At 71.6% G+C, this 26,333-nt stretch carries 21 protein-coding genes and 1 pseudogene; 8 read left to right on the plus strand and 14 right to left on the minus strand.

From position 1 onward, the window contains the following. The first annotated feature begins 231 nt into the window (after positions 1-231). Complete coding sequence (locus tag AB0L29_RS30095; protein ID WP_365831531.1) at positions 232-1,056, plus strand: NAD(P)H-binding protein; 825 nt, start codon at positions 232-234, stop codon at positions 1,054-1,056. 205 nt (positions 1,057-1,261) lie between these two features. Here the strand turns inward: AB0L29_RS30095 and AB0L29_RS30100 are convergent, their stop codons facing one another. The 5 genes from AB0L29_RS30100 to AB0L29_RS30120 all read right to left on the minus strand — a co-directional run bounded on the left by AB0L29_RS30100 (position 1,262) and on the right by AB0L29_RS30120 (position 6,463). After that, the gene (locus AB0L29_RS30100; protein WP_365831533.1) at positions 1,262-2,137 is read right to left on the minus strand and encodes a PIG-L family deacetylase; all 876 of its coding nucleotides are present in this window, start codon (positions 2,135-2,137) and stop codon (positions 1,262-1,264) included. Further along, entirely contained in the window at positions 2,134-3,708 is a 1,575-nt protein-coding gene (locus AB0L29_RS30105; RefSeq protein ID WP_365831535.1) for an inositol-3-phosphate synthase, read from the minus strand. Before AB0L29_RS30105 ends, AB0L29_RS30100 begins: the two co-directional genes overlap by 4 nt. Continuing rightward, complete coding sequence (locus AB0L29_RS30110; protein WP_365831537.1) at positions 3,614-5,185, minus strand: PTS ascorbate transporter subunit IIC; 1,572 nt, start codon at positions 5,183-5,185, stop codon at positions 3,614-3,616. Before AB0L29_RS30110 ends, AB0L29_RS30105 begins: the two co-directional genes overlap by 95 nt. A gap of 21 nt (positions 5,186-5,206) precedes the next feature. Continuing rightward, positions 5,207-6,082: a PTS sugar transporter subunit IIA gene (locus AB0L29_RS30115; protein WP_365831539.1), complete on the minus strand. Its 876-nt coding sequence runs from the start codon at positions 6,080-6,082 to the stop codon at positions 5,207-5,209. A 159-nt stretch (positions 6,083-6,241) separates the two neighbouring features. Beyond that, positions 6,242-6,463, minus strand: coding sequence for a hypothetical protein (locus AB0L29_RS30120; protein ID WP_365831541.1), 222 nt, complete (start codon positions 6,461-6,463; stop codon positions 6,242-6,244). Between the two features lie 499 nt (positions 6,464-6,962). On the opposite strand from AB0L29_RS30120, the gene AB0L29_RS30125 reads away from it, so the two are divergent. The 3 genes from AB0L29_RS30125 to AB0L29_RS30135 all read left to right on the plus strand — a co-directional run bounded on the left by AB0L29_RS30125 (position 6,963) and on the right by AB0L29_RS30135 (position 9,177). After that, positions 6,963-7,763, plus strand: a complete 801-nt coding sequence (locus AB0L29_RS30125) for a thaumatin family protein (protein ID WP_365831543.1) — start codon at positions 6,963-6,965, stop codon at positions 7,761-7,763. Between the two features lie 14 nt (positions 7,764-7,777). After that, on the plus strand, positions 7,778-8,614 hold the full coding sequence (locus AB0L29_RS30130; protein WP_365831545.1) for a glycoside hydrolase family protein: 837 nt from the start codon (positions 7,778-7,780) through the stop codon (positions 8,612-8,614). Positions 8,615-8,742: 128 nt separating this feature from the next. After that, entirely contained in the window at positions 8,743-9,177 is a 435-nt protein-coding gene (locus AB0L29_RS30135; RefSeq protein WP_365831547.1) for a septal ring lytic transglycosylase RlpA family protein, read from the plus strand. Between the two features lie 238 nt (positions 9,178-9,415). Here the strand turns inward: AB0L29_RS30135 and AB0L29_RS30140 are convergent, their stop codons facing one another. The 5 genes from AB0L29_RS30140 to AB0L29_RS30160 form a co-directional block, all read right to left on the minus strand. Then, a complete protein-coding gene (locus tag AB0L29_RS30140) occupies positions 9,416-10,048 on the minus strand; it encodes a hypothetical protein (protein WP_365831549.1) in 633 nt (210 codons plus the stop codon). Then, complete coding sequence (locus AB0L29_RS30145) at positions 10,045-11,940, minus strand: hypothetical protein (RefSeq protein ID WP_365831551.1); 1,896 nt, start codon at positions 11,938-11,940, stop codon at positions 10,045-10,047. Before AB0L29_RS30145 ends, AB0L29_RS30140 begins: the two co-directional genes overlap by 4 nt. Beyond that, entirely contained in the window at positions 11,924-14,041 is a 2,118-nt protein-coding gene (locus tag AB0L29_RS30150; RefSeq protein ID WP_365831553.1) for a hypothetical protein, read from the minus strand. Before AB0L29_RS30150 ends, AB0L29_RS30145 begins: the two co-directional genes overlap by 17 nt. Positions 14,042-14,312: 271 nt before the next feature. Next, a complete protein-coding gene (locus tag AB0L29_RS30155) occupies positions 14,313-15,944 on the minus strand; it encodes a CATRA conflict system CASPASE/TPR repeat-associated protein (RefSeq protein WP_365831555.1) in 1,632 nt (543 codons plus the stop codon). Between the two features lie 4 nt (positions 15,945-15,948). Continuing rightward, the gene (locus AB0L29_RS30160) at positions 15,949-19,281 is read right to left on the minus strand and encodes a CHAT domain-containing protein (protein WP_365831557.1); all 3,333 of its coding nucleotides are present in this window, start codon (positions 19,279-19,281) and stop codon (positions 15,949-15,951) included. A gap of 567 nt (positions 19,282-19,848) precedes the next feature. On the opposite strand from AB0L29_RS30160, the gene AB0L29_RS30165 reads away from it, so the two are divergent. Both AB0L29_RS30165 and AB0L29_RS30170 read left to right on the plus strand, forming a co-directional pair. Next, positions 19,849-20,502 carry a DUF6338 family protein gene (locus AB0L29_RS30165; RefSeq protein ID WP_365831559.1) on the plus strand — a complete coding sequence of 218 codons (654 nt, stop codon included), beginning with the start codon at positions 19,849-19,851 and terminating at the stop codon, positions 20,500-20,502. A 326-nt stretch (positions 20,503-20,828) separates the two neighbouring features. Then, positions 20,829-21,533 (plus strand): S1 family peptidase, encoded by a 705-nt coding sequence (locus tag AB0L29_RS30170; RefSeq protein WP_365831599.1) that lies wholly within the window; start codon positions 20,829-20,831, stop codon positions 21,531-21,533. 166 nt (positions 21,534-21,699) lie between these two features. On the opposite strand, the gene AB0L29_RS30175 is transcribed toward AB0L29_RS30170, so the two are convergent. Further along, positions 21,700-22,515, minus strand: coding sequence for an alpha/beta hydrolase (locus AB0L29_RS30175; protein ID WP_365831601.1), 816 nt, complete (start codon positions 22,513-22,515; stop codon positions 21,700-21,702). Between the two features lie 68 nt (positions 22,516-22,583). Between AB0L29_RS30175 and AB0L29_RS30180 the strand changes: the two are divergent. Then, positions 22,584-22,766 (plus strand): annotated as a pseudogene (locus AB0L29_RS30180) (IS5/IS1182 family transposase); the annotation flags it as partial. 178 nt (positions 22,767-22,944) lie between these two features. Here AB0L29_RS30180 and AB0L29_RS30185 read toward each other — a convergent pair. From AB0L29_RS30185 to AB0L29_RS30195, 3 genes are all read right to left on the minus strand, one after another. Beyond that, positions 22,945-23,424 carry a MarR family transcriptional regulator gene (locus AB0L29_RS30185; protein ID WP_365831561.1) on the minus strand — a complete coding sequence of 160 codons (480 nt, stop codon included), beginning with the start codon at positions 23,422-23,424 and terminating at the stop codon, positions 22,945-22,947. Between the two features lie 9 nt (positions 23,425-23,433). Then, positions 23,434-24,510: an alkene reductase gene (locus tag AB0L29_RS30190; RefSeq protein ID WP_365831563.1), complete on the minus strand. Its 1,077-nt coding sequence runs from the start codon at positions 24,508-24,510 to the stop codon at positions 23,434-23,436. A gap of 169 nt (positions 24,511-24,679) precedes the next feature. Continuing rightward, positions 24,680-25,594 carry an NADP-dependent oxidoreductase gene (locus AB0L29_RS30195; protein WP_365831565.1) on the minus strand — a complete coding sequence of 305 codons (915 nt, stop codon included), beginning with the start codon at positions 25,592-25,594 and terminating at the stop codon, positions 24,680-24,682. A gap of 493 nt (positions 25,595-26,087) precedes the next feature. Here AB0L29_RS30195 and AB0L29_RS30200 point away from each other — a divergent pair, with 493 nt between their 5' ends. Continuing rightward, positions 26,088-26,291 (plus strand): hypothetical protein, encoded by a 204-nt coding sequence (locus tag AB0L29_RS30200; RefSeq protein WP_365831567.1) that lies wholly within the window; start codon positions 26,088-26,090, stop codon positions 26,289-26,291. Positions 26,292-26,333 lie beyond the last annotated feature (42 nt).

Here is a 26,333-nt window from a genome sequence, read left to right on the forward strand (position 1 = left end):
CCGGCACCGCCGGTGCCATGACCCGCTGCCGCCGTGCCGCCGACCGGGGCGTTCCGGACCGGGCGGTTCAATTCCCCGCCCCCGCGGTCACGACTTCCCATGGGGACGGCAAAGTCGTAGGACCCGGGACGCAGGTGTGGTTGGTCCTCTCCGCCGATGCGGCGAGTTGATCATCCTTTCTAGGGTCGAAACGGCCAGGGATGATCGACCCGAGGTCGAAAGGGAGGCCCAGTGATCGTAGTGACCGGTGCCACCGGGAACGTCGGCCGTGCCCTCGTCGGGCGGCTCGTCGCCGAAGGGCAGTCCGTGCGGGCGGTGAGCCGCGATGTGGAGCGGGCCGCGCTTCCCCCGGGCGTGGAAGTGACGCGCCTCGAGTCAGCCGGACTGTTCGAAGGAGCGTCGAAGCTCTTCCTGCACGTGCAGGCCACCGGCGACCGCACGGACACCGTGCTCGACAGGGCCCGCGCCGCCGGCGTACGACACGTGGTCATGCTCTCCTCGGGAATCATCCAGGAGGGCGCCGACGAGACCCACCCGATCCACATATGGCACGCACGGGCCGAGCGACTGGTCCGGGACAGCGGCCTGCAGTGGACCTTCCTGCGTCCCAACGCGCTTTCCGTCAACGCCTTGCAGTGGGCCCCGCAGATCCGCGGGGGCGACACCGTGCGCGGTCCTTTCGCGGGCGCCGTCACCGCGCCGATCCACGAGGACGACATCGCCGCGGTGGCCGAGCGTTCCTTGCTCGACGCGGGCCACGAGGGCGCCGTCCACCGGCTCACCGGACCCGAGGCGGTGACGAACGCGGGGCAGGTCGCGGTCATAGGACGGGTGCTCGGCCGGGACCTGACCTACGTCGATGTGCCCGCGGAGGAGGCGGCAGCGGACTTCTTCCCGGAGATACCGCGGCAGATGGTGCGGTCCGTGCTGGAGTCCTTCGCGGCGATGGTCGGTTCCCGACCCGAGATCACGTCCACGGTCGAAAAGATCACCGGCCGCCCGGCACGCACCTTCGCGGAGTGGGTCGAGGACCACCGGGCGGACTTCGCGGCCTGAACGTCCGTTCGTGCAGCTCGACGTCCTGGTTCACAAGACGGGCATCCTGGGGGACGGAGCCACCGACGGTCCCACGGCTCCGCGGGTCCTCGACACCGACGCGGTGGGGACCGTGCGCGTCATGGAGGCGGCGCTTCCCCTGCTGCGCACATCCTCGAACCCTGCAGGAACGATCGAGGGGCGGTGCGACTGCGCAGCCTCTCGATCACTCCTGCACGGTGCCTCCTCGGCCCGTCGGCGTGGAGGCGTTGCCCTGTTCGACGAACTCGGCGCGCTGCCCGTCGGTCAGTTCGGCGAGCATGCGACGGGCCGCGTGCCCGACCCGCAGCGACTCGCCGTAGAGGCAGGACGCCCCCGCGCGGACGGCTTCGGAACGGGCCGTGGAGGACAGGGCCCTGCCGGTTCGCCCGGGACCGCCGAACTGGAAGCCGAGCTGGGTCGTGTAGCACTGTGCCGCGGCGGTCTTGTCCGCCAGGACGGCGCCGATGTCGACGGTCACTTCACTCGTCCCCCCCGAACATGTCGCCCAGGGGTTGGGTACCGGACGGTGGGGTGCGGGCGACATGGGGCACGTCGCGCCACCAGCCGGTCCGTGAGGGCGGTGCGGCGGCCACCGCGCGGGCGGTGAGCAGGTGGTCGACGTGGGCGCCGATCGCCTGAGGGGCGAGGACCAGGTCCGCCGGTTCCAGATGGGGGCGGAGCAGCCGCTGCAGCTCCGCCCCCGCCGTGTCGTCGGGGCGGGGAGGCGTGAAGAGCTCCGGCGGGTTGCGGTGCCCGCGGTGCGGGGCCTCGGGCAGCGGGAGATGGACCGGGGGAGCACGCCCAGCCTCCGCTGGGCGGCTGCGTCCTCGGCGCGGCGCAGGGCCATGTAGTCCACGTCGGCGGGCAGCCCCTTGTCGAGCTGGGTGGACAGCGCGAAGGGGCAGGGCTCGTCGGCCGAGGCGGTGAAGCAGGTGACGACCCGGACCCGCCAGCCCGTCCATGACAGCAGCGCCAGGACGCCTCCGGCGGAGAAGACCGCGTCGTCCAGGTGCGGGCTGACGGCGACCGCGGTACGGCCGCCCGGTACGGTCCCGTTCACAGCAGGTGGGGTTCGCGGCGGAAGCGGCAGGACTGGTCCACGGCGGGCTCCGCCAGCGAGTCGGGATCCTCCAGTGCCCGGCCGTCGCGGTTGCCCAGCAGGTTGGTGGAGTACCAGCCCTCCACCCGCAGCGCCCGCGAACGCAGAGCCGGGGCGAGCACCGTCTTGACCACGGTCTGCCCGGTCTTGCCGTCCTTGCCGGCGACGGGTACGCCTTCCTGCTCCGCCAGGCGTATCAGCGCCGGCACGTCGGCCCCGCAGCTGGGCGTGAAGTTCACGTACGGCATGCCTTCCCGCAGGGCCGCGTAGGCGTAGAGCATGGCGGGCGTGATCGCCTCCTCACCCGTGTCCAGCGCCGCCTCGAACGCCTCGGGCGAGGCAAGGGCGGGCGACGCCGGGTCGGGCAGGCGCTCGGTCGAGGCGAGGTTGACCACGACCACCTCGTCCAGGCCCTGCCCGCCCTTGAAGCGCCGCAGGTCCTCCCGGATGCGCTCGGTGCGCTCGCGCGGGCTGTCGAACGGTACGACGTTGGCGCCGGTCACCGCGCGGCAGTAGGCCTGGTCCGCCACCGCCGGCCACGGCGGCAGGTGCTGGAGCCGGGGAGCGGCGGCCTCGATCTGGGCCGGTTCCATGACGCGGTGCAGGTGAGCGGCCTTGGCCAGGTCGTCGGCCGACACGTCCCAGCCGCCGAAGACCAGTTCCTCGTTAGGGCACCAGGTCCGTGCATGACGCCGGCGGAAGGCCGTCCTGGCCGCAGATGCCGAGTCTGAGCAGCTCCACCCCGGCCACGGTGGTGGTGGCGACCGCCCAGTCCCACGACAGCGGCACCCAGCCGGCCCGTCGGAGCGTCCGGGCTCCCGCGCCGGGACGACCGTGCCTCGATCGGTCCGTTCATCGCTTCCTCCGTTCACTCGCCCACGGGACGTGACCGGCCCCGGTGAGGAGAGGACGGGGAGGTCCGACGGCCCTGGGCGTTCGCAGAAGCCTTTTCTCGTGCGGCAGTCGGGGCCATCGCGGCAGCGACAACCAGTTTCCGGCGCAAGGGGCACAGGTGCATCCGCGGGACCGTCGCAGTTTCGACGTCCGGTTCTCCTCCTTGCAGCCGTGACGTGCTGGAATGCGCCTGACGCGCAGGCTCCACCGCGCTTCCCGCACCTGCGGGCCGGGGGCCGAACGGGTGAAATCCCGCAGTCTTCCACCGCGCGTCCCCGGACGCGCGCGATCCCGATCGGGCATACCCCCCGCGGGTCTTCGCCACGTGATCGAGGCCCGGGAGCGGACGTGCCCACGGGCGCTCCGGCCGGTCCCCGAAGCCGGCCCAGGGGAAGGACTCCCCGTATCGCGCGGATCGGTCCTGGCACGATCTGTCCGAGGGCGCCCTGGCCGGCTTCGGTCTTCCCCGGTACTTCCGGTGCACCGGCTTCGGGCGCCCTCCCGCGGCGGCGGGGGCCGGTGGTGTGCGGGCCCGGCGCCGGGCTACGTGTCGGCCCGCATCGGCGGCGGTGGGGTCGGTGCGCCGGCGGGCGGCGCGATCCTGGCGTGGGTGCGCTGGTGGGGGAGGGCTTGCGCACCGGTGACCTCGGCGGGGGCAGCCGGCCCCGCCGGTGCCGGGCCGGGGGACCAGCCCGTGTCCACCACCCGGGTCTGCACGGCCCAGGCGGCGGCGAGGATCGCCGCTCCGACGGCGAGCATCCCGAGGAGTCCGGCCGTGCCGCCGAGCTTGGCGACGTTGCCGAGGAGGGCTCCGATCCAGCCGAAGTCGGCGTCGCCGAATGTGGTGTTGGCGTTGCCGAAGGAGCCGAGGACCTCGAGGAGGAGAGCGGGGAGGAAGGTGATGAGCAGTCCGTTGAGGAAGGATCCCGCGATGGCGCCGCGGCGGCCGCCGGTGGCGTTGCCGTAGACGCCGGCCGCTCCACCGGTGAAGAAGTGGGGGACCAGGCCCGGCAGTACGAGGGCGAGGCCGAAGGCGGGGTTGAGCCACCAGATGAGGACGGCCAGACCGGCGAGCCCGCCGAGGAAGCTGAAGACGAAGCCGATGAGGACGGCGTTCTGGGCGTAGGGGAACACGATGGGTGCGTCCAGGGCGGGCTTGGCTCCGGGGACGATCCGCCGCGCGATGCCCTGGAAAGCGGGCACGAGTTCGCCCAGGATGGTGCGCACGCCGAACAGGATGACGGCGACGGCGATGCCGAACTGCAGTCCCTGCATGAGGGATTGCATGAGGTAGTCGCCGATGCCCGTGGCGCTGTGCCCGGTGGTGGCGACGAAGGCCTTGAAGGCGGTGTCACGGCCGGCCTTGCCCAGGAAGAGCAGGGACATCACCAGGTAGACGAGCACCATGGAGAGGGCGGTGGCGACCATGGAGTCGCGCAGGAAGCGCAGGCCTTCGGGCAGGCGCATGTCCTCGGTGCTGCGGCTGCGCTTGCCGATCCTGCTGGTGAGCTGGCCGGTGGCGCCGGCGAGGATGTAGCCGGCGGTCCCGAAGTGGCCGATGGCCACGCTGTCGTTGCCGGTCACCTTCTTCGTCCAGGGGTGGGCGAAGGCGGGCAGCGCCACCAGCAGGACACCGAGGAGGGCGCCGCCGCCGAGGACGACGGCGAGGGAGGACTGCCCGGCGGTGGCCATCACGATGGTGAGCATGGTCGCCATGAACAGCATGTGGTGGCCGGTGAGGAACACATAGCGCAGCGGCGTGAAGCGGGCCAGGAGCAGGCTGATGAGGAAACCGGCGATCATCAGCCAGGCGACGCGTGCGCCGAACCGGTCCTGGGCCATGCCGGCGATGGCCTCGTTGGTGGGGATCACGCCGTGTGCGCCGGTGGCGCCCTGGATCATCTTGCCGAGGGGGTCCAGCGCGGCGGTGACGAGGCCGGCGCCCGCGCTGACCAGGAGCAGGCCGAGGGTGGCTTTGACGGCTCCGCCGGCGATCTGGCCGGCCGTCTTCTTCAGCGCGAGCAGTCCGACGGCGGTGATGATGCCGATGAGGTAGGCGGGTTGGCTGAGGACCTCGTCGACGAGGAACTCGGCGAGGGCTATGAGCCAGTCCATGGTGAGTGCGGCCTTTCGTGCTCAGACGCTGTAGGTGTCCCGCAGAACAGCGTCGACTTCCGCGGTGCTGGTGAAGTCGTCGACGACTTTCACGGGCACGCCGACGTCGCCGAGGGTCCGGGCGATCTCGTTCGAGGTGAGGACGGCCACGGCCTCGGACGCCTTGCCCCTGGCGGAGATGGTGTCCGTCGCTTCGACGGTGACGTACGTGGACCAGCCCCAGTGGTCGAGGACCTGCTCGAGCGTGTTCTTCAGGAACAGGCTGGTTCCGACCCCGTTGCCGCACACGGTGAGGATCTTGTGCAGGGAGGCGCCCGCCGTGGTCGCCGCCCCCGGGCTGGACGCCGCCGTGGTCGCCGTCCCCGGGCCGGAGGCCGCCGCGGTCGCCGTGTCCGGATCGGACGCAGGCAGGGGTGCAGTGTCCGGATCGGACGCAGGCGGGGCGGCCGTCGCGCCGCCGAGCAGGCGGAGAACGTCGTCCGGTGTGCGCGCGTGCTCCAAGGCCTCGGTGGTGGCGGGGTCGGACAGTACCCGCGCCAGGGCGGCCATGGCGTCGGTGTGTGCCGCGGAGTCGACGGCGGCCAGGGCGACCACCAGGGTGACGGGATCGTTGGTCTCGTGCCCGAACGGCACGGGCCGGGCCAGCCGTATCCACGACATGCCGGTCCTGAGCACGGCCGGTGAGGGACGCGCGTGGGCGAAGGCCAGACCGGGGGCGATGACGATGTAGGGGCCGTTGCGCTCCACGTTGGCGATCATCTCGGCGGTGTAGTCGTCGGTGCTCACCCGGTCGTCGGCCAAGGCCTGGCCGGCCGAGCGGATGGCCGCACGCCAGTCGCCGGCGTCGACGTCGAGCCGGATGGCGGTGGGGGACAGCAGGGTGGTGAGCGCGTTCATACGCTTCGGCTCCCAGGGATGTGAACGGTTGGGCGGGTGGGGGGCCCGCACGGGAGGGACAGAGGCCGTGGGGTAGCGGCTCTCCGCGACCGGGCCCGTTTCTTCCGGTTCTGCGCTGCGCCCTGAGCACGGGATCGCCTGCCGGGCGCGTCGGGGGCGTCAGCCGGGATGACCGACGGCGGTCCGGGTGCCGGAGCGCCGGCCGAGCGCGCTGACGGACAGTTCGGCCGTCTGCGCCGGAGCGGCCGGATCGGCGTCGGCGGACCGCCGTTCCGGGGGTGCCGGCGACGGCCTCGCCGCGCGGACGCGCGCCAGGGTCCCGGCGGGGGAGGCGTCCCGCACGGGCTGGGTCCGTGCGTGGGGCGGTTTCTGGGGAGACATGGGCCGTTCCCTTCTCAGGGGTTGGGCGCCACGTTAACCAGGCACCGACGGAGCCTCAAAAACGTATGTGCCGACATACGTGATGGCACCTGTCGACAACGGATGGTGGCCTTCCGGTACCCGGCGGGCCGCGAACCACGTCGGCCTTCGGCTCCCCGGCCGTCCTGTACCGTCCGACGCGACGGATACAGGGACGTGAGAGCATGCCCGTCTGCGACCGTCGCACCCTCGTGCGGCTCCGCCGGCGCCGGCATTCCACGTCGGAGACCGTCCTCTGCCCGCGACGCCGGGTGTCCGGAAGTGTTCGGCGTGTGGTGCAGACCATTGACAGAGCGGGCGGCCGTCGCTGTCATAGAGGGCCGTCGGCTCCAGGGCGACCGGAAGTTAGGTTTGTCATGGACCGGACTAGCGTAGGTGCGACAACGATGTCGGACCCTGCCCGGCCGTCCGGCCCGCCGACCCCACCCCCCACGCCTCACACGCCTTCCCCGGAGGAGTCGTGCGCAAAATCCTGACCACCCTCGCCGCGGCGGCCGCTGCCGCCCTGGTGGCGGTGGCGCCGCACACGGGCGCACCGGCCAGCACCGGCGCGGACACCGTCCCGGTCTCCCGCTCGGTGACACCGGCCGCGGCCGCCGAGGCCGCCCACACGGTCACGTTCGTCAACCGCACCGGACGCACCGTGTGGGTCGGCAGCACCGTCAACGCCGACGGCTCCAAGCAGCTCACCGGACTGCCGGTGCTGCAGCCGAACCAGTCGGCGACCATCGCCATCCCCGAGACGGCCGCTCCCGGCCACTGGCGCGGCAAGTTCTTCGCCCGGATGGGGTGCAGCGGCACCCCGGGCAGCACCTTCCACTGCCGGATCGGCGACTGCGGCAAGTACGCCGACCGCTGCGAGACGGGTGAACAGCCGGTGAGCCTCGCGGAGTTCAACTTCGACACCGCCGACGGACTGGCCCCCTGGTACAACGTCAGCTACGTCAACGCCTTCTCGGTGCCCATCACCATCACCCCGGTCGCCGCCGGCCCGAACGGGGGCGGTTGCGCCACGATGGGCTGCTCGGACAACCTGCTGCCGCTGTGCCCGGCCGAGAACCTGACCCGGTGGCCCGACGGCACGCCGATGCTGTGCACCAACCCCGACCGGGACGCCAGGACCGCCTACAGCAACATGATCGCCTCGCGCTGCCCGCGGGCCTACGCCTGGTCGCGGCACGACCAGGAACCCGGCAACCAGGTGATGCAGCAGTGCAGTTCGTGCAGCGGCTTCACCGTCGAATTCCACACCGGCGCCTGACGGGAGCGACCATCGTGCGCAGAATACGCATCCTCACCGCACTGCTGGCGCTGCTGGCCGCCTTCGCCGTCTCCGGCACGGCCGGCGCCGCCACCGGCGCCCCCGCCACCGCGGACGCGGTCAAGAAAAAGGGCGTCAGCGCCTGGAACTTCCCCGGCGCCACCGACGCGCTGCGGGACTCGGGCTCCGACTGGTTCTACACCTGGGCGGCGGACCCGCAGCAGATCACCGCACCGCCCGGCGTGGAGTTCGTCCCCATGATCTGGGGCGCCGGGTCCGTGACCGACGCGGAGCTGGGCCGGGCCCGGCAGCACGGCACCACCCTGCTCGGCTTCAACGAGCCCGACATGCCCGGGCAGGCCAACATGACCGTGGAGCAGGCCCTCGACCTGTGGCCCCGGCTGCAGTCCACCGGCCTGCGACTCGGCGCCCCCGCGGTCGCCTACGGCGGGGACACCCCCGGCGGCTGGCTCGACCGCTTCATGCAGGGCGCCGCCGCCCGCGGCTACCGCGTCGACTTCATCCCGGTGCACTGGTACGGCTCCGACTTCGACCCGACCCGCGCCACCGGCCACCTGCGGTCGTACCTGCAGGCGGTGTACGACCGCTACCACAAGCCGCTCTGGCTCACCGAGTACGCCCTGACCGACTTCTCCTCCGGTACCCCCCGCTACCCGAGCCGGGCCCAGCAGGCGGAGTTCGTCCGGCAGTCCACCACCATGCTCGGACAACTGCCGTTCGTCGAGCGCTACGCGTGGTTCACGCTGTCCACCAGCCGCGGCGACGGCACGGGTCTGTACGACGGCTCGACCGCGAACGAGGTGGGCGCCGCCTACCGCGCGGTGGGCTGACCGTACTCACCGCCCCGCCCGGTGACGGCCGTTCGCCACGCCGCCGGCCGACGGTCGTCACCGCCTTCCCGAACCGCTTGCACACTTGCACCGCACGACCCCACGACGCCTTGAGAAAGGAACGCCCCATGCGCCTTGACCCCCTGCTGCTGCGGCCGGCCGCCGCGGCCGCCGCCGTGTGCGCACTGGTCTCCACCGCACCCGCGACCGCGGCCGAGGCCGGCCCGGCGGGCCGGGCCGCCGAAACCTGCTGGGCGACTCACTACGGCCCCCAGCCGGCCGGTGCGCTGACCGCCAGCGGCGAGCTGTTCGACAACAACGCCGACACGGCGGCCACCAGCCTGACCCGCTCGCCGCAGCTGCCGTTCGGCACCCGGGTACGGGTCACCAACGTCGCCAACGGCGCCTCCCTGGTCGTGCGCATCAACGACCGCGGCACCTTCCAGCAGACCCCGCAGGCACCCAAGTGCCTGGACCTGACCGACGGCGCCTTCAGCCGGCTCGGCGGCAGCCTCAACCCCGACGCCGGCCACATCGTCGTCACCCAGGAGGTCCTCGGGTGAACCCGCCCGGCGTGACGACGGCCTGCTGACGGCCGTCCGGCGGGAGGCGCCGACGGCACGCCTCCCGCCGGGAGCACCGGTCGGCCGTCGGGCAGGCGGCTCCGCGAGCACGCCATCCGCCACCGCCTTGCCCGCGAAGGCGTCGGGTCCTCCACCCGGCTGGGCCGGCACCGCCGGACGACCGAGCGCGCCGTGGTCCGGCCGGGCGGCAGCCGCTCGGTAGCCACGCTGAAGAGGCTCACCGCAGGAGAAGTACGGCCGTCCCGAGGACAAGCACCAGGCAGAGAAGCACGATCGTCGTCCAGGACAGCCGCTCGACGGCGGACCGGCGTGCGGCGACGGCCCGGAGCGAGGTGTGCAACTCCTCCTGCAACCGCGCCCGTAGCGTGTCCACATGAGATCGCAGGGCGTCGCCGTCGGCCGCCGCGGAGGCGCGGAGCCTGTCCAGCTGTTCTTTGAGCGCCGCATCGAGCGCCCGCTCACGCGACCGGCTCTCCTGGATGCCGCGGTTCAGTTCCCGGAGAATCACCCTCGTGTCCTCGTGCGTGACCGCCGCCAGGGAAGTCTGCAGCTCCTGGCCGTTCTCCAGGGCGGCCGTCACGTCGCTCTTCAGATCGTCCAGTCGGGCACGAAGTTCTTGGTTCTCCTGTGCCAACGCCCGCAGTTTCACGTCCATGCGGCGTGCGGTGGACTCGTGCCGGTCGGCCACCGCGGCGAGGGCGTCCTCAAGCCCGGCAAGGGCTCCTCGGATCCCCTTCGTCTCCCGCGAGACCAGCTCGAGGGTACTTTTCACCACAGGATCGGTCAGCTGCTCGACGACGTCCTTGAAAGGGGCCCACAGGGGCTCGGCGTCAGAATTCTGCTCGGTCATGGGAACATCCGGTTCAGGTCGTGGACTCCTCGCAGCGCGGCAAGGAACAGCCAGGCCCGCTCGTCACCCGCCGACGCCGCCGCCCGGCACAGAAGCCGGCGGACGTAGGTCTCGTTCTCCTCGTCGTGCACTGCGCGAACCGACCGGACCACCGCGAGGTTGCCCGCGTCCTCGGCCTGCTGCTCGGCTGCCTGCTCATGCAGAACATCCAGGGCGGATTTCGCATCCGCCACCTCCTGGGCGGTCAGCTCGACGTACCGGGAGGCCAGCAGACACCTCTGCTCAGCCTTCGCCACGATCCCGCTCACACGGGTGGTGGCCGACGCGGCGTGCGCATGGAGCGCGGAACGGATACGCGTGCGCATGCCCTCGTCGACTGCGGTCATGAGCCCGTAACAATGGTCCGGGGTGTTCGACCTCCACCGACGCCACTTCCACCATTCACTTTCACATTGCCCGCAGCATCCGCATAGTTCGTCGTAGTACTCGCGCGTCTTCGTGCTCAGGTCGTGCGGCGGCAGCCTCGGCACCGCGGGGTCCCGGTACTTGTTGCGCCACTTCTCCCACGCCTTCCGGGCGGCCTCCGTCCAAGCGGTACGCTCCTCCTCCTGTTTGGCCCGGACCGAATGCCCCTTCATCTCCGGCCGCCCCGGGCGCTTGTACGGGACCGGCCACCTGCTCAACCGGTCCAGGCTCCTCAGGAGCAGGCGCATCCGCTCGCGAGCGGCCTCGGCGGAGGCCTCGGCCTCGGCCATCAGCCGGAGCGCCTCCGCGTGTGCTTTCTTGGCCTCCCGCCAGGTCTGCCGCGCCGCCCCCAGGGCGGCCCTGCGCCGTCTGCGGTTGTCCTGCACCACGATTTCGACCCTGGTGGCGATCTCCGGGGCGGCCAGATACCTGCGGTCGGTGCCGGAATACCGGGCGACGGTGCCGCTCAGGTGCCGGAGCAGTACCTCACAGGCAGGAGCCACCGCCTCGGCGTAGGAGCGGTCACTGCGCAGCAACTCGTGCCAGGAATCCCCGATGTCGACGGGGAACAGCGCGTCAGGGTTTCCCGAGGGCAGTTCCGAGACCCGCAGCTGACCGTCGTAATGCCTCTGGACGGTTTCGACGACCCGGTCACGGCTCCAGGCGGGGGACCCGGGCGGGCCGAGCACCGACAGCAGGTGCCGACGGACGCTTTCACCACTGAAAGCCCTGGTGAACACCAGGCTGAAGCGCTCCGGCTGCTCCCCCCAGCCGGCCAGGAACGGGTTCTCGGTGATCACCGGATCCCGGACCACCTCGGCGAACTGATCGGCCGGCAGAACGAAGACGACATGGTCCATCACCGAGGCGTAGCCGGCCACCAGGGCTTTTACCGCCTCGCGCTCCTGAGGCCCGGCGGCATGCAGTCCCGGAAGGTCGAAGACGCGCAGGTTCACCCTGGGCTCGGGACCCGCGAAGCGGTCCGGAAGCCCGATCTCCAGCGGCCGGTCCCGTGATTCCCAGCGCAGTCGGTCCGCTCCGGCGCCGCCCCTGAACGACGCCAGTCGGTGTTCCATCTGGAGGGAGGTCAGCCACTCGGCCGGCCGCTGCGCGCCGTGCACCAGGGACCAGTGGTCCGGAGCACCGGACCACTGGTACCGGACGGGCACCGGTGTGGCCGGCTTGCCGCGGCCCTGCCCCGCCCGCAAGGGGCGGGCGGCTTCCGCCGCACGCACCGGATCGGTCACTCCGAGCAGCCTCAGCAACAGCGTCGTCTTGCCCACCTGGGAGTCCCCGAGGACCATCACATGGGCGAGGTCGGGGCTCTCCCAGACTTCGCTCGTGCCGCGCAGCCGGGACCGGAGCCGGCCGACGGCCTCGGCCGACCAGGACCAGCGCAGGCGATCGAGGTCAGCCGAGTTCGTCATGTCCGAGCGCCTCCAGCATGCGCTCCCGGTAGGACTCCACCGCCTGCAGGGCCGACTCCAGCCGGAACTGGCGGTTGAGCGTGGCGTCCGCCCCCAAGGCCTGCTGCAGACGTGCCCGCAGGACCTCCCGGGTCAGGCGCAGGAGTTCGTCGACGTTCTCCAGCACCCGTCGTTGCGCCGCCTCCTTGTGTGCCTCCAGGAGGGACCTGGCCAGGCGTTCCCGCTCACGCATGGCCACATTGGCGGCGTTGAGGAGGGTGACCCCGACGGCCCCGACGCCGAGCGCGGTGAGCAGCGCTCCCGAAGCGGCCGCACCCGCTCCGGCCAGTCCCGTGCCGCCCCCGAACAGACCCGCCGAGAGCCGCCCGACGTTCGCGACCAGATCGATGTCCTCCTCGGCGAACCGCTCCGTCCCGAGCAACAGGCCGAAGGCCCCCAGAAGTGCCTTGCGCTCGTCCGCCAGAGCGCGCAGTCTGCCGGACAGCTCCTCAGGGGATGTCGTGGTCGACATCGAGCCGTCGGGCTGGACGAGCTCGCCGATCGCGAAGGCCCGTGCGTCGAGCGTCATGACGGGCAGGGCCCTGACGGCCTGGCTGAGCGGCATCCCGCTCAGATCGGGGGCGTCGCTCCGCGAGGGCGGAGGCTGTGTACCGGAGGTGCTGCCGGTGTGCGCGTCGATGCCGTGACCGGGCGCTCGGCCCGTCAGAACCAACGCGACGTCACGGTTGAGACGACCGTCGGTGAGTGACGTGGTGAACGACGGGATGCGGATCTGACGCTCGGCCTCGACAGTCGCCTCGATGCTTTCCAGGTAGGCGGCATTGGGTCCGGGCAGTCCGTCCTGCCTTGAGTCCGAAGGCGTCAGCCACGCTCGTTTCACGAGCTCCGCCAGGCGTGCGTCGCGCTCGTTCCTGCGCCCCCGAACATTCTCCTCGGTGCGCAGGAGGAGCTCCCGCCACCCGCCGCTTTCACGCACCAGCCGCGTCAGCTCGGCACCCGCTCGGCTCATGTGAGCGTTGTAGTACTCGGTGACCTTGTAGGCCAGTGTCCGCCGCAAGCCGTCGCTCGCCTCGTCGAACTGGTCCAACTGCTCCTGGATGGTTTCGGCGATCGAGCTGTCGAGAGCTTTGCGGTCGCGTGCCGCGCGGGCGGACCTGAGGACGCCCGCCAGATCGTGCCGGATCAGCGAGCGCAGCAGGTCGGTCTCCAGTCTCCGGTTGGCCCGGTCACTGCCTCGCTTGGCATCGATACGCGCCCTGAGCGCGTTGGTCCACCCTTCGGGGCTGCTGCCGTCCTTGCCGACGGGCACGACGTCCGCCTCGGCGACCCCGAAAACCTCCACCGCGCGGGCCGTGCGCTCCGCGACGACCTCGGACGAGGAGGACTCGCATCGTGTCACCGCCACCACCAGCCGTGGCTCCTCTCCGGCCTGGCGCAGATGCCGCAGCAGCTCGGGTTGTCCGGCATTGGCCAGCCGGCGTTCGTCGACGACGAGGAGCGCCGCCGGGCTGGTGGCCAAAACGATCTTCATGAGCTCCTGCCACTGCGGCTGTGCCGCGCCGCGTTCCAGGCCGGGCAGGAGCACGAATCCGGTGCCCTCCAGGTTCAGGAAGCCCATCGGCACCTCGAGCTGGGTGAGCAGCACCCTGGCGTCGTCGCCCTGCACGTGCCTTCGCCACTCCTCGCGGTGCCCGGTCGAGTAGGTGCGCTTCAAAGTGAGCTCGCCGCTGCGCTCCGCGTCGGTACCGCTGCGCCGGAAGAACACCACGCCGCGCGGCTCCTCCAGGCCGGCCACCTCGACGATGGCGACCGGGTATTTTTCACCCCGCCCGGAGTTGTCCTCGAGCCACGCTCCTGCGTCCGGGTAGAGGTTCCGGGCGAGCAGTGTCTTGCCGGCACCTTGTTCGCCGGCGATCGAGATGAAGTGATGCCGCCCGAGCGAGCTCAGCACGTAAAGCTGGCGCACCACGTTCAGCCAGCGGCTGTCGTCCACGCCTCTGATGTCGAGTTCCACACCGAGCCGCATCAGGGCCATGGCAAGCCCTTGCACCAACCGGTCCGCTTTGACGAAGCGGTCCTCGGCCTCTTCCTGCCCGTCCATGTCCCTGCTCTTGTGGAAGTCGGTTGGAGCTGTGCGGCGACGCGACAGCAGCGGTCCGGGTGGACCCGGGGCATCCTCGGTCTGTGTTCCGGCGCACGGGGGCGTCCGCAAGACCACCGAGGGCGGTGCTGCGGGCCGCGGTCCAGTGGTCTGCCACCCCTGTACCGGTGTCAGCGATCCGCCACGGCGTGCGAAACCGTGCGTCCACGGGGCTTGCCCGGATCTCCCGCCCTCGGCCGGCTCCCGCTCGTGTGCCCGCCCTGGTGACGGGTCACGGCGCACCGGGCCTTCGTGAACCCCGTATCCGCCGGCGGTGCCAGCAGACCGCTGCGACCGCCGTGGTGGCCACCGCCGCGGCCGCCAGGGAGAACCACGGGGGCGCTGGTGCGGAGGCGGTGAGCGTCCACAGCGCGGTGATCAGCAGCCATCCGCTCGCCGCCCCCAGAGCGATGCCGACCGCCGAGTCAGCGTGGGAGAGCGGCCCGGACAAGGCCGGGGCCGCGACGCGGCCGGCCGCCACGCGCGAGGCGGCCAGCGGCACGGCCAGGGCGAGGGCGGAGAGGAAGACGATGAGCGGAGTCTGCAGGTAACCGGGTGCCGGGACGCGGTAGGTGAGTGCCTGGACCGCCGCGAGTCCCATCAGCAGCGCACCGAGGAACGCCGTCTGCAGCATGGTGAGCCGTTGCTCGCGCCGGTTGAGCTGGCTGACGATGGTGGTCTCGGTGATCCGGACCATCTCGCCTGCCTGTTCCCGGATGTCGCTCAGATAGGCGTTGTCGTCCTCCACCATGCGGCGGAAGAGAGCTCCCGCGCGCCGATCGGCGCCGAACATGGAGGAGGGCTCGACCTCGTCGGGCAGCGCAACAGCCTGCTCCATGGAGTAAAGCGCGATCTCCACCGTACGCAGCGCCGAACGGCGCAGGGTCAGGGTGCGGACCAGGCCGCTCTCGCCGAGCTGCAGGTTCTTCAGCAGGGTCTGGGAATGCAGCAGTTCCTCGAAGAGCGCGGCGGATTCGTTCTCGGTGAACTGCCGGTGCAGTCGGGCGAGCTGGTCGCACTGCTCGATCAACAGGCGCCGGAGTTCGCCGAAGTCGCGGCCGTCGAGATAGGCGGCCATCTGACGGCGCATCTTTCCCGCGTGGACCAAGTACCGTACGAACGGCGCCAGCGTGTGCCGGTCGGGAGGCTGCCAGAGCCACCTGTCCAGTGCGCTCTCCGCCTCCGCGGCGGCGAGCACGGCTATGCGGCGGTCCCGTACCGGAATGCTGTCCTGCCCACCCGGATCGACGTGCCACACCAGTGCGCCCTCGGCTGTGCGCTGCCAGAGCCGCTGCCGGCGTCGGTCCCGCAGGCCGGGGATGTCCCGGGCGAGGAGGGCGGCGGCGGCCGCGGCAGCGGCCTCGGGCACCAGGACGCCGTTCCCGTCCGAGGTGCCGGCGGACTCGGAGGTCACAGGCGCAGCGAGTGCCGTGTAAATGCGGTGCAGGCCGAGCAGCCGTTCGGAGGAGAACTGCTCGAGGTGTGCGGACCACCGTCCGTCCAGTTCCGCCCATGAGTCCGTCTCGTCCTCGCCGGGGGCCAGCATGGCCATGACGCCCAGCACGTCGTGCGCGACGAACAAGAACGCCTGGTACACGGCGGGCTTGTCGACGTCCGGTGCCCGGGGACGCTCACGTGCTCGTATCACCCGCGTCCCGCCGCCGCGGGTGCGGGCGAGTTCCTCGGCGAGTTCCTCCCGGGCCGGGAAGGAGGCGTCGAGGTGCCAGCGCGTCAGCGGAGCGTGCATGGCGAAATTCCCGCAGTTCTCCCAGAGCCGCCGCACCGCGTCGACCGCCTGCGGATCCCCGGGATCGGCCACGCCCAGGACGAGGAGCGCCCGGCTGTGCAGTACGAGATCGGTCACAGGGTCAGTCCTCGGGGTCGAGGGCGGACGCCGGGGAATGCCGCGCAGTACCGGGCGAGTGGGCGGATATGTCCTTGATGAAGGTGTCGACCAGCGCGAGAGTGTCCGCGGGGGCCTCGGTGAGCTGCTCGGGTTCGGGATCTTCGGCCAGGGCGGGCCGTGCCATGGGAGGCGAGGTGAGCTGCAGCAGACGCGCGTACGCATCCTGGGCCTCTGCCAGCGCGCCTTCCTCGAAAGCGGACTTCAGGCTGAGGATCTCCCCGTCCACACGGGGCCAGGACGAGGCGCCGAGCAGACTCCAGTCCTCCGGCGCCCGCAGATGGGAAAGGACTTCGGCGTGCAGCGCGTCCCAGACCGCGGACCGGTCGTCACCAGGCAAGACAGGACTCCTTCGGGGAACTTCGCGGACTTCTTCGGGGAAGCCCGGGACAGCAGGCCGCGCCGGTCCGAAGTGGACGTACGTGGCCCAGAGCTGAGGGGCGCGCGGCACGACCTGCCGGATGCCGCGCACGGCGTCGTGGATGGCCAGCGCGGGATCGATCTGTCGCAGGTGACGGGCATCCGCGCCTTCCGGGGGAAACAGGCGCCGGGCGATGTCGGCCGCAATGCGGTCGCGAGCGGGCATGAGCGAGCTCAGCACATGGGGGAAGCCCGCGACCTGGAACGCGGCCCCCAGATGGGCGACCTCGTTGACGAATCGATGGCCGGCAAAGCCACCGTGGCAGGTGAGGAGCAGGCACCCGATACGGCCGCTGCCGAAGCGGCGTGCCCTGATCTCGGCGACGTTCAGCCGCTTGTCGTGAAGCAGGAGGCCGGAGTCGCTGGGATTGTCCGTCGCCACGTCGGTGTGGGCGGTGATGACGGCCCAGGCGTTTCGGCCGAGCTCTGCCGCCACCCGGTCCGATTCGGCGGCCTCGTCGACCAAGGGCTGGACACCGTAGGCACGGGCAATGGCGACAGCTGCCCGCCCGGTGGCCTTGAGGGAGCGCTCCCCGGGGGTGTTCTCCATCGCGACGACAGTGATCGATCCGCTCTGCGCGCGTGTGCTCTCGGCTGCCCGCCGGCGTGCCTGGCGCAGCATGCGCAGTGTAGGAACATATGACGACACCACCCGGTCGAGCGTGCACACCCCTGTGACGGGGTCGAGCGCCGCGTGCAAGGGGAGCAGGGCCAGACGGCCGGTCGGGCACCAGTGGAGCCGGGGCCAGCACGACGTCCGTGGCGTCGGAGGATCTCCGTACCCGAGGTGGGCCAGCACAGGCCCGACGACGTACTGCCACAACCATGTCCGGACCTCCACGAGAGGGGCGATGCAGCCGGTTTCGTCGCCGCCCCACCACCGAGCAGCCTGCTTGTCCACCTCTTCCGGCGTGACGCCGGGCAGCGGAACCACCTCGATGCGGTCCTCGCCCTCTTCGGCGCGGATGACGAGTGCGTCGGAGCGGTGGCCACTGACGTTGATCAGCACAGTGGGATCAGGATCAGGGCCCGCCAGGGCGCTTGCCGGCGCAGGCCGACGGAAGAACTCGAAGCCGGGAAGCTTGCGAACGCTCGCGAGAACACCGCCGTACCCCGCGTGCTGCCGGTCCTTGTCATGCGCATCATCGATACTTCCGGGCAGGCCGGCCTCGTGCCGTCGGCGGTCCTCGGCCCGCAGGTCCGCTGCCAGGCGCGGGTGGGCACGCTCCAGAGCGTCCAGGTCCCAGTCGTCGGCCATCTGCGCCAGCAGGATCCCGCGGCCTTCTTCCAGACGCTCCACCGCTGCACCGGTCCTGCCGGCTTCGAGTGCCGCCGCTGCGGCGTCGGTGACCAGATCTTCGAAAAGGGTCAGCACGTGCTCGCGGTCGGCGGGTTCCAGATGGGTCTGGCTCATGGCCCCGCGGATCTCCAGAGCCTTGCGGTAAGCGGCCTCGGAGGCTGACCAGTCGTTCTCTTCCGCGGCGAGCCGACCCCAGGCACGTGCGGCGGTCAGCCGCACCCGCAGATGCCCGGCGGAGGACGAGACCGCTTCCCTCAAAAGCGCGGCGGCCTCACGTCGAAAAGGCCGGGGGTCGTCGGCGATCTCAGCCTTGTACTGCAGCGAGTTCGCGACGTTGACACGGAAGGTGACGCCGTCGAAGGTGTCCGGCAGGCTGGCCTCGACACACTTCCGCCCGTAGGCGATCGCATCGTCGAGGTCCTGCAAGCGGCGGAATGCGTCATAGCGCATCCTCAGGGCGTTGGTGAGCACCGTCAGGAAGCGCAGCCGGCCGGGGCTGCCGGGCGTGCTGATCCTCACCGCCTCGCGGGCGGCGTCGACCGCCTTGGACAGCTCACGGCAGGAGGTGGGGTCCACGAGCCGCTGCGCGTCGGCGTAGTTGGACAGAGCAGCGGCGTGGTAAGGGGTGCCCGCAGCGGTGCCGACCGCTCGCGCGAACGCCTCGACCGCGGCGGCGATGTCAAGGGGAGCCTCGAAACGTTCGTACCGGCGCAGCAGCGCCGCACCGAGCGTGGTCGCCGCCAGGTGGCGCAACCACGGGTCCTCTGCCGTGCGGAAGAAGGCATCGGCGAGCTCGGCTTCCTCGATCGCCGCTTGGACAAGAGTGGAGTCCCCGACACGGGCCACACGTGCCTGAAGTGCCCGGGCGAGGGTCAGACGGTAGCGGGCGCGCAGCAGGGGGTCACCGCCGGGCCGCAGCAGCATCTCACGGAAAATCTCCACTCCGAGGTTCCGCCGGCCGTCTGGATTCAGCTCGGCGGCGAGCAACACGGCGCTCCCCAGATCGCTCATGACATCGTCCTGGTCAGGTCCGTTCCGCGTCACGGGGTGATCGGCCAGGGCACACAGGGCGCGCAGGAAGCCTTCCAGGAGCCGCCGGTCATGGTGCCGGTGGAGTTCCGCGGCCAGGACATGAAGGTGGGACCGCAGGGCAGTCGTCACGTCGGCTTCCGTCGTGGATGACGGTGTGCGCGAGGCTCGGACAGAGGCGACGTCGGACAGCGCGGCCCCAGGAACCTCGGCCCCCGCCCAGTCGCCGAGGGCGGCAAAGCACCAGGACGCGGCCACCCGGTCGCGATGGCGGTCCTCCTCGTCCTCGCACCCCAGATACCGGTACCAGTGGAAGAGGGCCAGCAGGTGAAGCACCGCCGCTGACCGAAGCGCCGGCGGATCACCCTCGTCAGGCCATGGCCGGCGGTGCGTCACGTCTGCCGGCCCGGACAGTCCGGACAGGACCGTTCGGACCAGTTCCGCGGCCGCGGCAAGCGCGTCCGGTGTGGTGAGAGCAGCGGCGTCCTCGGCGACCAGGGCAGCGTCGAGGCGTTGCCGGAACGCCGCTGCGGAGTCCGATGCGGTCAATACGTTCTCCTGTACCACCGGGATGACGCGAGGCATGGCTATGGGCGGGCTGTCCCAGGGGGCCCGGTCAGGAAAGAAGCAAATCACCACGACTGCCGTGCACACAGGGGGCGTACGGGGTCGCACGCCCGGCGCGCGCCTGGGCCGCTTCATGCGGTGAGGACCGCACGCCGACCGGCGACCGGTGCGAGGCGCCGCCGCTCGGCCCCGGCATCCTCTCCGAAGTGCACGCTCTCGTCGACGACGGTGTGGAGAGCGTCCAGCGCGGCCACCTTCACAGAGCCAGGACCTGTCTCTCACGGGCGCTGGCGCTCCTGAACCGGCGCACCCTGCCGGACGAACGGGGCCTCGCCGCGTTCCTCCTTCTCGTGCTCCGGCGTCTCGCGTCGGCGCAGGACGACGAAACCGCGGCCGCCGAACTCGGGGAGTCGGCCTCGGCGGAGCTCCGGCAACTCGGCCCGGCGCTCGGGGAGCGGGTCGGGCGCCGCGCGCGCACGCCGGCGATCTCGACGCTCTGCGCGGACTCGCACGCGAGTCGTCCCGGAGCGCGCGGCGGGAGGAAGCGCCATGACGCCCGGAACCGTCCAGCAGTTGACGATCGTGGTCCTGCTGATCCTGCCCGGCACCTCCTACCTCTTCGCCGGGGAACGGCTCCTTGGCATCCGGGAGGCGGAGCAGGAGGCGGCCAACTGTCTCCTGCGCGCCCTCGGCATGGGGATCCTGCTCGACGCGGCCTACCTGATCGGCGCGGGACCCCAACTGGTCCGGCTGCTGCGGGGCAGGGGGAGGACGCCGCTGTCCGGCGTGGCCGAGCATCCGCGAGCGGTCGGCCTGTTCGTACTGGTCCTCGTCGTCGCGGTACCGACCTCGCTGGCCTGGGCGCAAGCACACTGGATCCGGCGCCGGCGCGCCGCCCTGCACGATCACACCCCCACGGCCTGGGACGCCCTGTTCCAGGACCGCGGGGCATGCTTCGTCCGGGTCAGACTCAAGAACGGCGGATGGGTCGGGGGCTGGTACGGGGCGCGCTCGCGGGCGTCCGCCTACCCCCGGGAGGGCGACCTCTTCCTGGAGTCCCAGTACCGCATGGGCCCCGACGGCTCCTTCGGCGCCCGGCTGCCGAGCACGGGGGGCCTGTATCTCCGGGCGGCCGACGTCGACCTCGTGGAGATCTACGAACCCCGACGCCCACCACAGGGAGACACCGATGACAGTGCCTGACGCGTCCCGCCCCGACGCGGACCCCGCATCCTCCGAACCCGACGACGACATCGGCTTCCGGGCGGGCCCACCGCGCGGCTGCCACCGTCCCAAGGACGGGGAAGTGCCCGAGGAGGAGGCGCTGCCCCCCCGAGGGTTCGCCCGGTGTCTCCGCGACCGACCGGTCCGACCAGGAGTCGTCGTGAGAGGCGTTCCGCGGTCCCGCACATGAGGACGGCGGGCGGCCCCGTCCGCGCCCCCTGCGGTTGGCGGCTTTCGGCCTGACCGTCCGAGGTCGGGAGGCGCATAATGGCAGGTGCATGCCACAGGAGGTCGCCGTGAGTCCCATGCGTTCCGAAAGACCCCTCCGAACCGCCGTCCGGACCGTCGTCGTACTGGCGCTGCTCCTCGGCTGGTCCGCCGCCACCGGACCGGCCGCCCGCGCCGGGGAGCGAGCGGGGCAGCAGGCGGCCGTCGCGGTGCGCGGTGGCGACACCCTCTACAGCACCGGCGGCCGCTGCACCGTGGGCTTCAACGCCCGCTCCGGCTCCGCGCCGTACGCGCTTGTTCCGGGCCGGTGCGCCCAGGGCGCCCGTACCTGGTACGCCGACGCCGCCCTGACCGTCGGCGTCGGCGTCACCGCAGGGGTGAGTTTCCCGGGCAACGACTACGCGAGTGTCCGGTACACCGATACGGCGGTCGCCTACCCGGGCGAGGTCTCGCTGGGCGCCGGCGCCGGCACCCGCGACATCACCAGCGCGGCGAACCCCGTCGTCGGGCAGTCGATCTGCCACGTCGGGCGGACGACCGGGCACCGCTGCGGAACCGTCCAGGCCGTGAACGTCACCGTCAACTACGGCGGGGGAACCGTATACGGACTGTTCCGGTCCACCATCTGCTCCGAGCCCGGAGACACCGGCGGTCCGGCCTTCTCGGGCGGCACGGCCCTCGGCATCATCGTCGGCAGCAGCGGGAACTGCAGCTCGGGAGGCTTCACCTACTACCAGCCGGTGACCGAGTGGCTGTCGGCGTACGGCTTGAGCGTCTACTGAGGCGGCCGAGGCGGCCGATCCCGGCCGCGGCCGACGGCGGGCTGATCACCGCCGCGGACCTGGCCGCGGCCGGTGCCGAGGACGACATCGGCCGGACCGCGCCGGTCGACCCCCGATGCCGTGATCACACCAGTCGCACCCGGCCCCTCTCACCCGCGACCGGCGGTTACGGGATCCTTTGCTGACGGGCCCAGTCCAGCGCCTCGACGATGAACCGGGCGAGCATGCGGGGATCCTGGGCGTGGGCGAGGTGCCCCTGCCCCGGCATCACGCGCACGCGAGCACGGGGCATCGCCGTCGCGATCCGGGCGAACGGTTCCCCGTACGGGGGGATCCCCTCGTTGTCGCCACCGAGCAGCAGGGTGACGGGCATGGCGAGTCTCCCGTAGCCCGGCAGATCGGCCGAGTGGTCGTTGAGCGCGGCCAACTCCCTGGCCAGGGGCGCCGCGAGCGGCCGCAGTACCTGCCACACCGGGCTGCGGCGCAACTGCGCGACGTACTCGGCGGAGAAGCCGGACACGTCCCGGTTCACCACTTCCACGGCCCGGTCCAGGTCGCCCGCCTCGTCGGCCTGCCGCAACGCATCCAGCGCCTGGAGACCGAAGGGCCGTATCACCGGCTCGTAGAGCGTCAGCGAGTGGACGCCGGCGTGCCGCCCCGCGGCCTCCAACGCGATGAGGCCGCCGTAGCTCCAGCCGAACACATCCACTCCGCCACCGCAGTCCTCGCTTGCGCCGAGTTCGTCGAGCACCCGGCACAGGTCCTCGACCTCGGTGCCCACCGAGTATCCGTCGCCCAGCGGACCGCTGGGCCGACGGCCGCGCCGGTTCAGCACGTACACGGGCTGATCCGTGGACAGTGCGTCCACCACGGGCTGCCATGAAGCGGCGTCAGCCATGACTCCCGGCACCAATAACAGCGGCCTGCCCTCCCCGCTGCGACGGCTGAGTGCCAGAACCACGCCGTCCCGTACCACCTGCACCAACACCCGGAACCCCTTCCACGGCCGAAGACGCCGAAAGACCCTACCTCCCCGCGGGCGACGCCGAGCGTACCGGCCACGGTTCCGGCCCAGGGGCCAGGCGGTGGGTGGCCGAGCGGACGATCGCGCCGCTGCACCGGTCCGGCCGCCTGCGCATCCGCTGGGAGATCCGCGGCGACATCCACGAGGCGTTCCTCGAGCCCGCCTGCTCGCTGATCTGCCGGCGCCGCCTACGGAACTGTGTTCCGTAGGGAGCTCTGACCGATCGTTCCGGAACGAGGTTCTGAGGCGTCTCGAGCAGATGGCGCCGCGGCGACCGGGACGGCAGCAACGGAGCGACACGTTCCCATAGGTCGGCAGGCACAAGACCATCCGACACCCGCGGCACGCTGCCGAGCACCTGCACCGAACTCATTCTGAAACGATCAGTCACGCGTTCGTCGAGGTCTGGCGACCGCGATTCTTGATCGACTGCTCGATGGCGTATGCGGTTCTGGTGAACGTTTCGACCTGTTCCGCCGTCAGGTTCTGTATGGAGAGCTCCTCCAAGGCGCGCCACATGTCGGCGATGGGCTCACGCAGGGCGCGGCCGGCGTCGGTGAGCCGGACCACCATGACGCGCCGGTCGTGTTCGGCCGGTTCCCGGGTGAGCAGTCCGGCGTCCTGCATGCGGCGCAGCGACTTGGAGACGGTGGAGTGGTCGAGCCCGACGCTGTCCAGCAGTTCGGACTGGGTCTGGCCGTCGCGGTCGAAGAGCTGCATCAGCAGCAGCTCCTGTCCTGGGTGCAGGTTCATCGTGCGGAGCATGGCGGCGGCGTGGCCGCGGTGGGCGCGGGCGAGCTGGAAGACGGCGTAGCTGAGGCGTCCGTCGCGCGCCGTGCTGGGGTGCCTGGAGGCGGGGTCGGTCATGGCTTCTCCTCAGGCGTCGTGGCGGGTGGGGTAGTCGGTGTATCCGGTCTCGCCGCCGCTGTAGAAGGTGGCAGGGTCGGGCGTGTTCAGCGGCGCTCCGGAGCGTACCCGCTCGACCAGGTCGGGGTTGGCCAGTGCCGCCGCGCCGACGGAGACGATGTCGGCCCGGCCGTCGGCGACGTCCCTGGCGCGTGTGGCCAGGTCGGCTCCCGGGCGGTTGAGCACGAAGGCTCCGGGCCACAGTGACCGCAGGGTGTCCAGGAGCCGCTCGTCGCCGGTGTGGACCAGATGCAGGTAGGCCAGGTCCAGCGGTGCGAGGGCGCGCACCAGCGCCGGGTACAGCTCGTGCGTGTCGTCCTCGCGGATGTCGTTGTACGGGTTGCCGGGGGACAGGCGGATGCCGGTGCGGCCCGCGCCGATCTCGTCGGCGACGGCCGCGGCGACCTCGAGGGCGAAGCGGATGCGGTTGCCGACCGGGCCACCGTAGCGGTCGGTGCGCTCGTTGGCGTTGCTGGACAGGAACTGGTGGACGAGGTAGCCGTTGGCGCCGTGGATCTCCACGCCGTCCGCGCCGGCCGCGATCGCGCCCGCGGCGGCGCGGCGGTAGTCCTCGACGGTCGCGGCGACCTCCTGGGCGGACAGCGCCCGGGGCCGCGGCATCTCCTGCGGTCCGGACGCGGTGAACATCATTCCCGCCGGGCGCACCGGGGAGGGTGCCACCGGCTGCCGTCCGTGCGGGGTGTTGTCGGGGTGCGCGATGCGCCCGACGTGCATCAGCTGCACGACGATGCGCCCGCCGGCGGCGTGCACCGCGTCGGTGACCTTGCGCCACCCGGCCACCTGCTCCTCGGAGTGGATGCCGGGCGTCAGCAGGTAGCCCTGCCCGTCGGCGGACGGCTGGGTGCCCTCGGTGATGATGAGCGCGTGCGAGGCGCGCTGGGCGTAGTACTCGGCGTTCAGCTCGGTCGGCACACCTTCCGCGGTGCTGCGGCCGCGCGTCATCGGGGCCATGGCCAGCCGGTGCGGCAGCCGGATGTCCCCGGCGCGGGTGGGCTGCCACAGGGGGTTCAGGCCGGTGGTGGGCATAGGGGCTTCCTTCGGTACGGGAGGGACGGAGGACGGACACCGACGGGGTGCGGGCCGGACACGCGACGGGCGCGTGCGGGTACGGGCTGACCGGAGGCGGCCGGCTGGTCGCGGGCAGCCATGCGGGGCCGGCCCCGCAGGCGCAGGGGCCGGTCCTCGCGGGAGGAGGTCAGTCGACGGTGAGGACGAGCTTCCCGCGGCCGTGGCCGGCGTCGCTGGCCTGCTGGGCCCTGGCCGCGTCGGCGAGCGGGTAGGTGGCGCCGACCGTGGTCACCAGCGTGCCGTCGGCGGCTTGTCGGGCGAGTTCGGTCAGCCGGGCGGCCGAGCGCCGCTGCGGGCCCTCGGCGAAGACGACGCCGAGTTCGCGGGCCCGGAAGTCGGCGGTGGTGACGATCCGGTCGGTGCCGCCGCGCAGGGTGATGGAGTCCTCCAGCGCGCCCTTGCCCGCGGCGTCGAGCACGGCGTCCACGCCGTTCGGGGCGAGAGCGCGGACCCGCTCGACCAGGCCCGGTCCGTAGACCAGCGCGGTGGCACCGAGTGAGGTCACGTAATCCTGGTTGGCCGGGCCGGCGGTGCCGATGACGTGGGCGCCGCGGGCGACGGCGAGCTGGACGGCGATGGTGCCGAGCGCGCCGGACGCGCCGTGGATCAGCAAGGTCTCGCCGGCCTTGACGTCGAGCAGGTCCAGGACCCGGTCGGCGCCGTCGCTCGCCACCGGCAGTGCGGCCGCGTGCGTCCAGTCCAGGCCGGGCGGCTTGGGGGCGAGGACGGCCGCGGTGGCCAGCGCGTACTGGGCGTAGGCGCCGGTGTCGGACCAGCCCAGCACCTCGTCGCCCACCTTGAACAGGTCGACGCCTTCGCCGAGGGCGTCGACGACCCCGGCGATCTCCCCGCCGGGGACGGCGGGCAGCGTGGTGGGGAAGATGGCTTCCATGATCCCGGAGCGGATCTTTCCGTCCACCGGGTTGACGCCGACCGCCCGGACGCGGACGCGGACCTGGCCGGGGCCGGGCTCAGGGATCTCGGTCTCCGTCTCGTGCAGCACCTCGGTGCCGCCGAACGTGTCGAAAACGATGGCCTTCATCACTGCTGTCTCCTTCGGTGGGCTCAACCGGCGACCGCAATATGTGGCCGACCACGTAAACGTAACACCAATTACGTGGCTAGCCAAGTATTTCTGGCGAGGGGTGCCTCTGTGTCTTTCGTCGAGCGTGAACGGTCAGCCGGGCATTTCGGAACTAGTGGTGCGCGGGGCAGTCGCGCAAGCACTCCGTCCTTGAGATCCATCGAGCTGCCAGGCAATTACAAAATTTGCGCGACATCTTGCGAAGAGTTGTTGGCGGTGCTTGAGTGTGCGGCGCCCGCTCTCCTGCCCTGAGGAGTCCGCCGATGAGACGCACCCGGTTCCGTCACGCTCTCGCCGTGATCGCTGTCCGCACCCTCGCCCTCGTCGCCGGCGAGGCGGCGAGCCGTGGCTCCCGCACCCCGCCGACCGGCCGCGATGCGCGGACGATCGGCAGTCGGCCGGCCCCGACTGCACGACCGGCCGCCACCGCACGGCGATCGGTGCCCGGCCGGTGTGCGGCGACGGACCGCTCACCTGCCCGCCCGCCCCCGACGGCGTCCTCGCCTTCCGTCGCACGACGGGCGCCCTGTGCGTCGTGAACCCCTCCCGGGCTGCCGTCGAACCGGCCGGGCGCACCGAACTCCTGCTCGCCACCGGCCCGCCGGACGGCCACGGGCGGCTCCCGCAGGACACCGTTGTCCAGTCGCGCCCCTGACACCGGCGCGGTCCGCTGTCCCATCCCCACCACGAAGGGAAC

Origin of the sequence: Streptomyces sp. NPDC052701 (genome assembly GCF_040678355.1) — a bacterium.
In the GTDB taxonomy this organism is placed as follows: Bacteria; Actinomycetota; Actinomycetes; order Streptomycetales; family Streptomycetaceae; genus Streptomyces.

Excerpts from the sequence above, each read along its gene's own strand:
- AB0L29_RS30150 (WP_365831553.1), bottom strand. The coding sequence starts at position 14,041 with ATGGACGGGCAGGAAGAGGCCGAGGACCGCTTCGTCAAAGCGGACCGG.
- AB0L29_RS30195 (WP_365831565.1), bottom strand. The coding sequence starts at position 25,594 with ATGAAGGCCATCGTTTTCGACACGTTCGGCGGCACCGAGGTGCTGCAC.
- AB0L29_RS30165 (WP_365831559.1), top strand. The coding sequence starts at position 19,849 with ATGACGCCCGGAACCGTCCAGCAGTTGACGATCGTGGTCCTGCTGATC.
- AB0L29_RS30140 (WP_365831549.1), bottom strand. The coding sequence starts at position 10,048 with ATGACCGAGCAGAATTCTGACGCCGAGCCCCTGTGGGCCCCTTTCAAG.
- AB0L29_RS30170 (WP_365831599.1), top strand. The coding sequence starts at position 20,829 with ATGCGTTCCGAAAGACCCCTCCGAACCGCCGTCCGGACCGTCGTCGTA.
- AB0L29_RS30190 (WP_365831563.1), bottom strand. The coding sequence starts at position 24,510 with ATGCCCACCACCGGCCTGAACCCCCTGTGGCAGCCCACCCGCGCCGGG.
- AB0L29_RS30115 (WP_365831539.1), bottom strand. The coding sequence starts at position 6,082 with ATGAACGCGCTCACCACCCTGCTGTCCCCCACCGCCATCCGGCTCGAC.
- AB0L29_RS30110 (WP_365831537.1), bottom strand. The coding sequence starts at position 5,185 with ATGGACTGGCTCATAGCCCTCGCCGAGTTCCTCGTCGACGAGGTCCTC.
- AB0L29_RS30120 (WP_365831541.1), bottom strand. The coding sequence starts at position 6,463 with ATGTCTCCCCAGAAACCGCCCCACGCACGGACCCAGCCCGTGCGGGAC.
- AB0L29_RS30145 (WP_365831551.1), bottom strand. The coding sequence starts at position 11,940 with ATGACGAACTCGGCTGACCTCGATCGCCTGCGCTGGTCCTGGTCGGCC.
- AB0L29_RS30135 (WP_365831547.1), top strand. The coding sequence starts at position 8,743 with ATGCGCCTTGACCCCCTGCTGCTGCGGCCGGCCGCCGCGGCCGCCGCC.
- AB0L29_RS30185 (WP_365831561.1), bottom strand. The coding sequence starts at position 23,424 with ATGACCGACCCCGCCTCCAGGCACCCCAGCACGGCGCGCGACGGACGC.